The 7358-nt window shown below is 64.0% G+C and carries 7 protein-coding genes; all 7 read right to left on the bottom strand.

Annotated elements, in window-relative coordinates; genetic code table 11:
• A partial coding sequence (locus EN914_RS17785; RefSeq protein ID WP_127389182.1) for a beta-ketoacyl-ACP synthase III occupies positions 1-863 on the bottom strand: 863 nt, incomplete at its 3' end.
• Entirely contained in the window at positions 860-2125 is a 1266-nt protein-coding gene (locus EN914_RS17780; protein ID WP_024505574.1) for an adenosylmethionine--8-amino-7-oxononanoate transaminase, read from the bottom strand. The genes EN914_RS17785 and EN914_RS17780, both read right to left, overlap by 4 nt.
• Positions 2125-2760 (bottom strand): dethiobiotin synthase, encoded by a 636-nt coding sequence (gene bioD, locus EN914_RS17775; protein WP_024505573.1) that lies wholly within the window; start codon positions 2758-2760, stop codon positions 2125-2127. The genes EN914_RS17780 and bioD overlap by 1 nt, the downstream gene beginning before the upstream one ends.
• Positions 2757-3896, bottom strand: a complete 1140-nt coding sequence (locus EN914_RS17770; RefSeq protein ID WP_024505572.1) for an 8-amino-7-oxononanoate synthase — start codon at positions 3894-3896, stop codon at positions 2757-2759. The genes bioD and EN914_RS17770 overlap by 4 nt, the downstream gene beginning before the upstream one ends.
• A complete protein-coding gene (gene bioB / locus EN914_RS17765) occupies positions 3893-4861 on the bottom strand; it encodes a biotin synthase BioB (RefSeq protein ID WP_245265416.1) in 969 nt (322 codons plus the stop codon). The genes EN914_RS17770 and bioB overlap by 4 nt, the downstream gene beginning before the upstream one ends.
• A 174-nt stretch (positions 4862-5035) precedes the next feature.
• Positions 5036-5917 (bottom strand): carboxylating nicotinate-nucleotide diphosphorylase, encoded by an 882-nt coding sequence (gene nadC, locus EN914_RS17760; RefSeq protein ID WP_024505570.1) that lies wholly within the window; start codon positions 5915-5917, stop codon positions 5036-5038.
• A gap of 1 nt (position 5918) precedes the next feature.
• On the bottom strand, positions 5919-7358 hold a 1440-nt coding region (locus tag EN914_RS17755; protein WP_127389181.1), incomplete at its 5' end, for an L-aspartate oxidase.

Here is a 7358-nt window from a genome sequence, read left to right as displayed (position 1 = left end):
CCGGCGGAAGAGTTGCCATATTCGGCGATCGTCTTGACGATCGAGTGATCAGCGATGCCGAGGTTCCTGCCGACCGCGTCGAAAATGCGCGCATTGGCCTGATGCGGCACGAAACGATTGAGGTCTTGCGGCCTCAGTCGGGCAGCAGTGAGCGCATCTCTCGAGCAGGCGGTCATCATCTCCACGGCCTTGCTGAATACTTCACGGCCGTCAGTGATCGTCATCCGTGTCTGCGCGAGGTCGAGGTCGGCATGGAACGGAGTGTTGCTTCCCCCGGCGGGAATCTGGATTAGCCCGTAGCGCGAGCCGTCGGAATCCACCGAAGCGCCGAGAATGCCTCGATCCGGGTCATCGCAAGGACTGATCACCATGGCGCCGGCGGCATCGGCAAACAGCACGGCGCTGGCGCGCTCGGCCAAATTGATGCGGTGGCTGAGGATGTTGGCGGCGATGACAAGGCTCGCTTTGCCGTGCAGGCGGGTGAACCCGTCGGCGAACATCAGCGCATAGATGAAGCCGGCGCAGGCGCCGGTCAGGTCGATCGCTCCGGCGCGGCCTAGCCCCAGCCGATGTGCGACCAGCGGCGCGCTTGGCGGCAGAAGGTGATCGGGCGTCGACGTGGCGAGCAAGAGTAGACCGACGTCGCCGCGGTCGATACCGGCATTGGTCAGCGCCATGTCGCCGGCAGAGGCGGCAAGGCCCGACAGCGTGTCTTCGTCTGTTGCCCAGAAGCGCGAGCGAATTCCGGTGCGCCGCTCGATCCAGCCGGGCTCAAGCCCGAGCCGGTCTTCGATTTCCGGGTTCTCGACCTTGCGCGCCGGCGCATGATGGCCGAAGCCGAGAACGCGCGACGATAGGTTCATGGCCGCGAGCCGAAGCGTTCGCCGGCCTCCTCTATCGCGTCATAGAGCCCGCCCAATTCGTCGCTGGTGATGCAATAGGGCGGCAGAAGATAGAGGACATTGCCGAGCGGGCGCACCAACAGGCCGCGCTCAAGGAAAAAAGCGCGCAGTTTTGGCCCGATCTCGGCCAGATAACCGGCTGAGCCGGTGCGTAGGTCGAGTGCCGCGATGGTGCCGGTTGTCCGGCAGTCGGTGAAATATGGATTGCCCCGGAAGCGTTGCAGCCCGGCGGCCTGCCTCGCGCTCAAGACCGCGATCCGCTCGGCCACCGGCTCGTCACGCCAGATCTCGACATTGGCAAGTGCTGCCGCGCAGGCGATCGGATTGGCGGTGTAGGAGCTCGAATGGAAAAACGTCTTCTTGCGATCCTCCGAAAAGTGAGCGTGGAAGATGGCATCGGTGGCGATCGTGGCGGCCAGCGGGATGGTACCACCGGTCAGACCTTTCGACGTGCACAAGATGTCCGGCGAGACGGACGCCTGTTCGCAGGCAAACATGGTTCCGGTGCGCCCCCAGCCGGTCATCACTTCATCGGCGATCAGCAGCGTGCCGGAGGCTTCGGCGATCCTCTTCAATTCGGCAAGAACCCAGGCCGGATACATCAGCATGCCGCCGGCGCCAAGCACCAGCGGCTCGACGATCAGCGCGGCTGCGCGCCGGTCGCGGCTAACGGCCTCGAACCGATCCAGCGTTTCCTGCTCGCGCCCGGCGGCCGGGAAGGGGATGGCGTCGACCTCGAACAGCAAAGGATCATAGGCGGCGTTGAAGACGCCGCGGGCGCCGACGCTCATCGCCCCGATCGTGTCGCCATGATAGCTGTGCTCCATGACGGCGATGCGCGAACGCGGCGCGCCGATGTTGCGGAAATAGCCGAGCGCCATCTTCAGCGCGACTTCGACTGAGGTCGAGCCACTGTCGGAATAGAACACCCGGTCGAGGCCGGCGGGTGCGATGCCGACAAGCGCCTCGGCCAGCCGTTCGGCCGGCTCGTGGGTGAAGCCCGCGAAGATGATCTGGTCGAGGCTCGACGCGGTCGTCTCGATGGCCTTCATGATGCGGGGGTGGCGATGGCCATGGGTGACGACCCACCAGGAAGAAATCGCATCGAGGATGCGGAAGCCGTCGGCCTTGTGGAGATAGGCGCCTTCAGTCAGCACGATTTCAGGGACCGAGGGCTCTAGCGCGTGCTGCGTGAACGGATGCCAGACTCGAGACTCCGCCATCAGTCGCCTCCGGCAATCATGGCCAGGTCGAAGCCGGAAATCATTGCATCTCTCAACGTTTCACCCGTCAGCGGACCGAGGTGCGGCAGCCTGCCCAGCTGCGGCACGCAGCCGAATTCCACGATTGTCCTTTGTGTATCGGCCACCTCTTCGCCAATGAAGGCAATGCCGATGAGCGGGATGGAGCGGGCTCTCAGGGCCTCGATCGACAACAGCGTATGATTGATGGTGCCAAGCGCGGTGCGGGCGCACAGTATGACCGGCAGCCGCCATTGTTCGAATATGTCAATGAACCTTGTCTGTCGATTGAGCGGCACCATCAGCCCGCCGGCGCCTTCGATGACGAGCGGTGTCGGCAGGACCGGAAATGAAAGATCGTCGGCCTCGATCGCGACGCCGTCGATTTCGGCTGATCGATGCGGCGACAGCGGCATCGTCAGTCGATAGACTTCGGGCAGCACGCGTCCGTCGGGCAAGCCGGAAAGCCGGGCGACGACCTCGCTGTCGGTCTCCTCGTTGAGGCCCGATTGCACCGGCTTCCAGTAGAAGCCGTCGAGCAGCCCGGCAAGTCCGGCCGAAAACACTGTCTTGCCAATTCCAGTGTCTGTTCCGGTGACGACGATGCGTTTGGTCATGCTGTGGCCAACACTCCGACGAGAGCCTCGACCATGGCGGAAATGTCGGCTTCGTCGACGTTGAGAGTCAGCGAAATGCGCAGGCGCGACGTACCCTCAGGCACTGTCGGCGGGCGAATGCCGCGTATGTCGAAGCCGCGTGCCTGCAGTCCTGCCGCCACCGCCATGGTGCGGCTGTTATCGCCGATCACAAGCGGCTGGATCTGCGAGCCGCTGGGCATCACGCCGCAGCGTTCGGCCAATTGCCGGCTCGCGAAAGCGACACGCTCGTGCAACTGAGCACGACGCATAGGCTCGTCAGACAGAATAGTCAGCGCCTCACGTGCCGCGACTGCCATCAGCGGCGATGGTGCGGTCGCATAGATGAATGGCCGGCACCGGTTGATAAGATAGTCGCACAGTGTTCGCGGTCCGGTAACGAGCGCGCCGGATGCGCCAAGCGCCTTGCCGCATGTGTGGAGCGTGACGATGTTGTCGCGGCCTTCATACGCGGCGGCCAGTCCCCGGCCGTCCGGTCCCCAGACGCCGGTGGCATGCGCTTCATCGACGACGATGAATGCCTGGTACCGATCAGCCAGCGCGACCAGGCTCTCCATCGGCGCACGGTCGCCATCCATGCTGTAAAGGCTTTCGAAGGCGATCCACACCCGCCCCATGCCGCCTTCGGCGCGCCAGCGGGTGATTGCGTCCTCGACAGCGTCGACGTCGTTGTGCGCGGCCAGCTTGAACTCAGCGCGCCCGGCCTGGGCACCCTCATGCATGCTGGCATGAGCGAGCTCGTCGAGGACCAGCAGGTCGCCTTTCTGCGGCAGGGCCGTCAGCAGAGCGAAGTTGGCGATATAGCCGCTGCCGAAGAACAGTGCACGCTCGGCTCCGAAAAATGCCGCTGCGTCCGCCTCCAGTTGCTCATGTTCCGGTGCATTGCCGCGCAACAGCCGCGATCCGGTGGCGCCCACTGGCGTGCCCCGCGCAATCGCCGTCGAAACCGCATCGCCGAGTCTTTTGGAGGCGGCAAGTCCGATATAGTCGTTCGACGAGAAGTCGAGCCCGGCGCGCGGTGCGAGCGTCCGTAACCGGTCCTTGCGCCCCAGTCCCCGCAAGGTTGCGTCATAGCGGGCAAGAATTGCCTCCTTCATTGCGTGGCGAGTTCCATAGGCTCAATGCCGAGGCGCCGGAACAGAAGGGTATCCTTGTCCTCGCCGGGATTTCCCGCCGTCAGCAGCGTGTCGCCGACAAAGATCGAATTGGCGCCGGCAAAGAAGCACAGCGCCTGCGTTTCGTCGCTCATCGCCGTCCTGCCGGCGGACAGCCTTACATAGGATTTCGGCATCATCACCCGCGCGAGCGCAACGATGCGGACGAAATCGATCGGATCGATGGCGTCGGCCGCGGCAAGCGGCGTGCCTTCGATGGGAATAAGCATGTTGATCGGCACGCTTTCCGGCGGCTCGGGCAGGTTCGCGAGCGTGACCAGCATGTCGATGCGATCGGTCTTTTCTTCTCCCATCCCGACAATGCCGCCGCAGCAGACTTTCATCCCAACCGCGCGCACGTGCCCAAGCGTTTCCAGCCGGTCGGCAAAAGTCCTGGTTGAAATAACCTCGCCATAGTAGCGCTCAGAGGTATCGATGTTGTGGTTATAGTAGTCGAGACCGGCCTGCTTCAGGCGAGCAGCTTGCTCAAGATCAAGCATGCCGAGCGTCATGCAGGTCTCCATGCCGAGGGCCTTGACGCCCTCAATCATGGCGACCACAACGTCCATGTCGCGCTCCTTGGGACTTCGCCACGCCGCGCCCATGCAATAGCGCGTTGCGCCGCCATCACGCGCCATGGCCGCTTCGTCGATGACATGCTTGACGTCCACCAGCTTCGACGCCTTCACACCGGTTTCGTAATGCGCAGACTGGCTGCAATAGCCGCAATCTTCGGGGCACCCGCCGGTCTTGATGCTAAGGAGCCGCGACAGCTGCACTCGGTTTCGATCGAAGTTCTGGCGGTGGATCGTCTGAGCTAGGAACAGCAGATCGTTGAATGGCATGCCGTAGATGGCCTCGGCCTCTTTGCGGTTCCATCGCGGAGGCGTTCCATCGACCAATTGCATGGTCTGGTTCACGTCGAACTCCGAGTTCATTCCAATCGTCATCGTCAAACCTTTGTTTGCTAGTCCGGTACGCCTTCTTGGCTTTGGGGCGCACTCGCTAAAGGCGAGCTGCGGCACGTCTTTCCAGCACCTCCTACGCCTGCCGAGCTGATGTTGCTCCTCACGCCGTAATCCTCAGTTCAAGTGCTTGCAGATGTTCTGGTGGTCCGGCATGTCCAGGCCGATGTCGAGGATCGGGGCGCTGTGCGTCAGCCAACCCATGGAGATGAGATCGACACCGGTCGCCGCAATCGCCGCCGCCGTTTTCGGCATCACCCGACCGGACGCCTCGGTGATCGTACGGCCATCCACTATAGAAACCGCGCGGGCAAGATCCTCGACCGACATATTGTCGAGCAGCACCGCGTCAACACCAATCGCGAGCGCTGCATCGAGCTGCTTCAGCGTGTCGACCTCGACCTCGACCTTCACCATATGCCCTGCTGCGGCGCGCGCCCGCTCTATTGCTGTGCGGATATCGCCGGCGATCGCGATGTGGTTGTCCTTTATGAGCACGCCGTCATCGAGGCCGAACCGGTGATTGGCACCGCCGCCGACGCGCACGGCGTATTTCTCCAATGCCCGCAGCCCGGGCGTCGTCTTTCGCGTCGATACAATCCTCGCCTTGTGACCGCGCACGGCCTCAACCATGGCCGCTGTGGCAGTGGCAATGCCGCTCAGCCGGCATAAGAAATTGAGGGCCGTGCGTTCGGCCGTGAGCAGGCCTCGTGCGGGTCCGGACAATCTTGCAATGGTTTCCCCGGCCCCAACCTCGCTGCCATCAGGGCGCCAGATCTGGATGTTGATCGCCGGTTCCACGAGAAGGAAGGCATACGAGACCAGATCGAGCCCGGCAACGACGCCCGCCTGCCTCGCTTTGAGCACCAACGTGGCAGTGCAATCATACGGGATAACCGCATCGGTGGTCAGGTCGCCGGATCTGCCCAGGTCTTCGAGGAGCGCAACGCGCACAATCGGTTCGATCAGGGTCGCGGGGAGGGGGGAGAATGAAGTCATATCAAGTGCTCCGTATGGTAGCCCGGCAATCGAGTGCGGCCGCGGCCCGCATTGCGCTGTGCAGTGTCAGCCGTGATGGGCGCACGTTGGCATCGTGGAGCGGGAAATCGGACCGACAGTGCGCGCCTCGACTCTCTTCCCGCCTCAGGGCCGCCGCGGCGATCATCAGTGAGACCAAAGCCGGACCAGAGGCAGCGACACTATTGGCTGCGATCGGCAGCAGGGTCGCCACCGCTTCGCGCATTGCCTCGCCGTCGCGGATGATACCCAGGGCGGCGGAGACAATCGGGCGGACCACGGAAGCGTCTGGTCGTGGAGGGACGAATGTGGAGCATCTGCGCGGTCGCCGGGTATACGACGTGCCGGCAACGCTTTCGGCAACCCAGCTCGCGGTGACCGCCGCTTCGGTGAGCGAGTTGCTGGCCAGGCGGTTGGCGCCGTGCAGGCCGGTACAGGCCACCTCACCGCAGGCCCACAATCCCTCGATGGAGCTGCGGCCGGCGCTGTCTACGGCGACGCCGCCCATGTGATAATGTGCCGCCGGGCGCACCGGGATCAGGTCGGTCGCGGGGTCGATTCCTGCGCTCCGGCACAATTCGGCGATGCCTGGAAAACGCTTGCCAAATCTCGGGCCGAGACTTTGCCGTGCGTCCAGGAATACGCGGCGTCCAACGGCAAGCTGGTGCCAAATGGCGCGCGCTACGACGTCGCGAGGCGCAAGTTCACCGCCAGGTGTGTCGGCGAGGAAGCGCTCTCCTCGCTCATCGATGAGCACCGCGCCTTCGCCACGCACGGCTTCGCTCACCAGCGGCATCGGCCGGCGCGGACCGTCGAGCGCAGTTGGATGGAACTGTATGAATTCCAAGTCGGCGAGTTCCGCCCCCGCCCATGCGGCGAGCGCCAGCCCGTGACCCCATGAGCCAGCGGGGTTTGTCGTGTCGCAAAACAGCCCGCCGACGCCGCCGGTCGCCAGCACCGCTCGACGCGTGGGCAGAGCGAGCGCGCCGGCTCGTCCTGCTGCGACCACGGCGATGACCGACCCGTCCTGCACGACCAGCCGGCGGACCTCCACATTTTCGATAATGGTGATCGAGGCTGTACGCCGAACCGCGGCGACGAGCGCGCGCACCAACTCGCGACCGGTGGCGTCGCCGGCTGCATGCACAATCCGCCGTCGCGAGTGTGCCGCCTCGAGCCCAAGTCGCAACGCGCGGTCAGGGTGCTGGTCGAAGTCGACGCCGAACCTTTGGATCGTCCTAATCGCTTCGGGTGCAGCTCGTACCACTCGCCGCACCGTGGCCTCATCGCAGAGTCCGTCGCCGGCAGCTATCGTGTCGCAAAGGTGAAAATCTGGGCCGTCGTCGCCCCCGAGACTTGCCGCAAGACCGCCCTGGGCAAGTTCACTGCAGGCTCCGGTTCCAAGCGGCGCGTTGGTCAAAAG

This window comes from Mesorhizobium sp. M7A.F.Ca.CA.001.08.2.1 (assembly GCF_003998455.1).
Lineage (GTDB): Bacteria > Pseudomonadota > Alphaproteobacteria > Rhizobiales > Rhizobiaceae > Mesorhizobium > Mesorhizobium ciceri.
The sequence above is the reverse complement of the archived record's forward strand: the minus strand, read 5'-3'. Positions and strand labels throughout refer to the sequence as shown.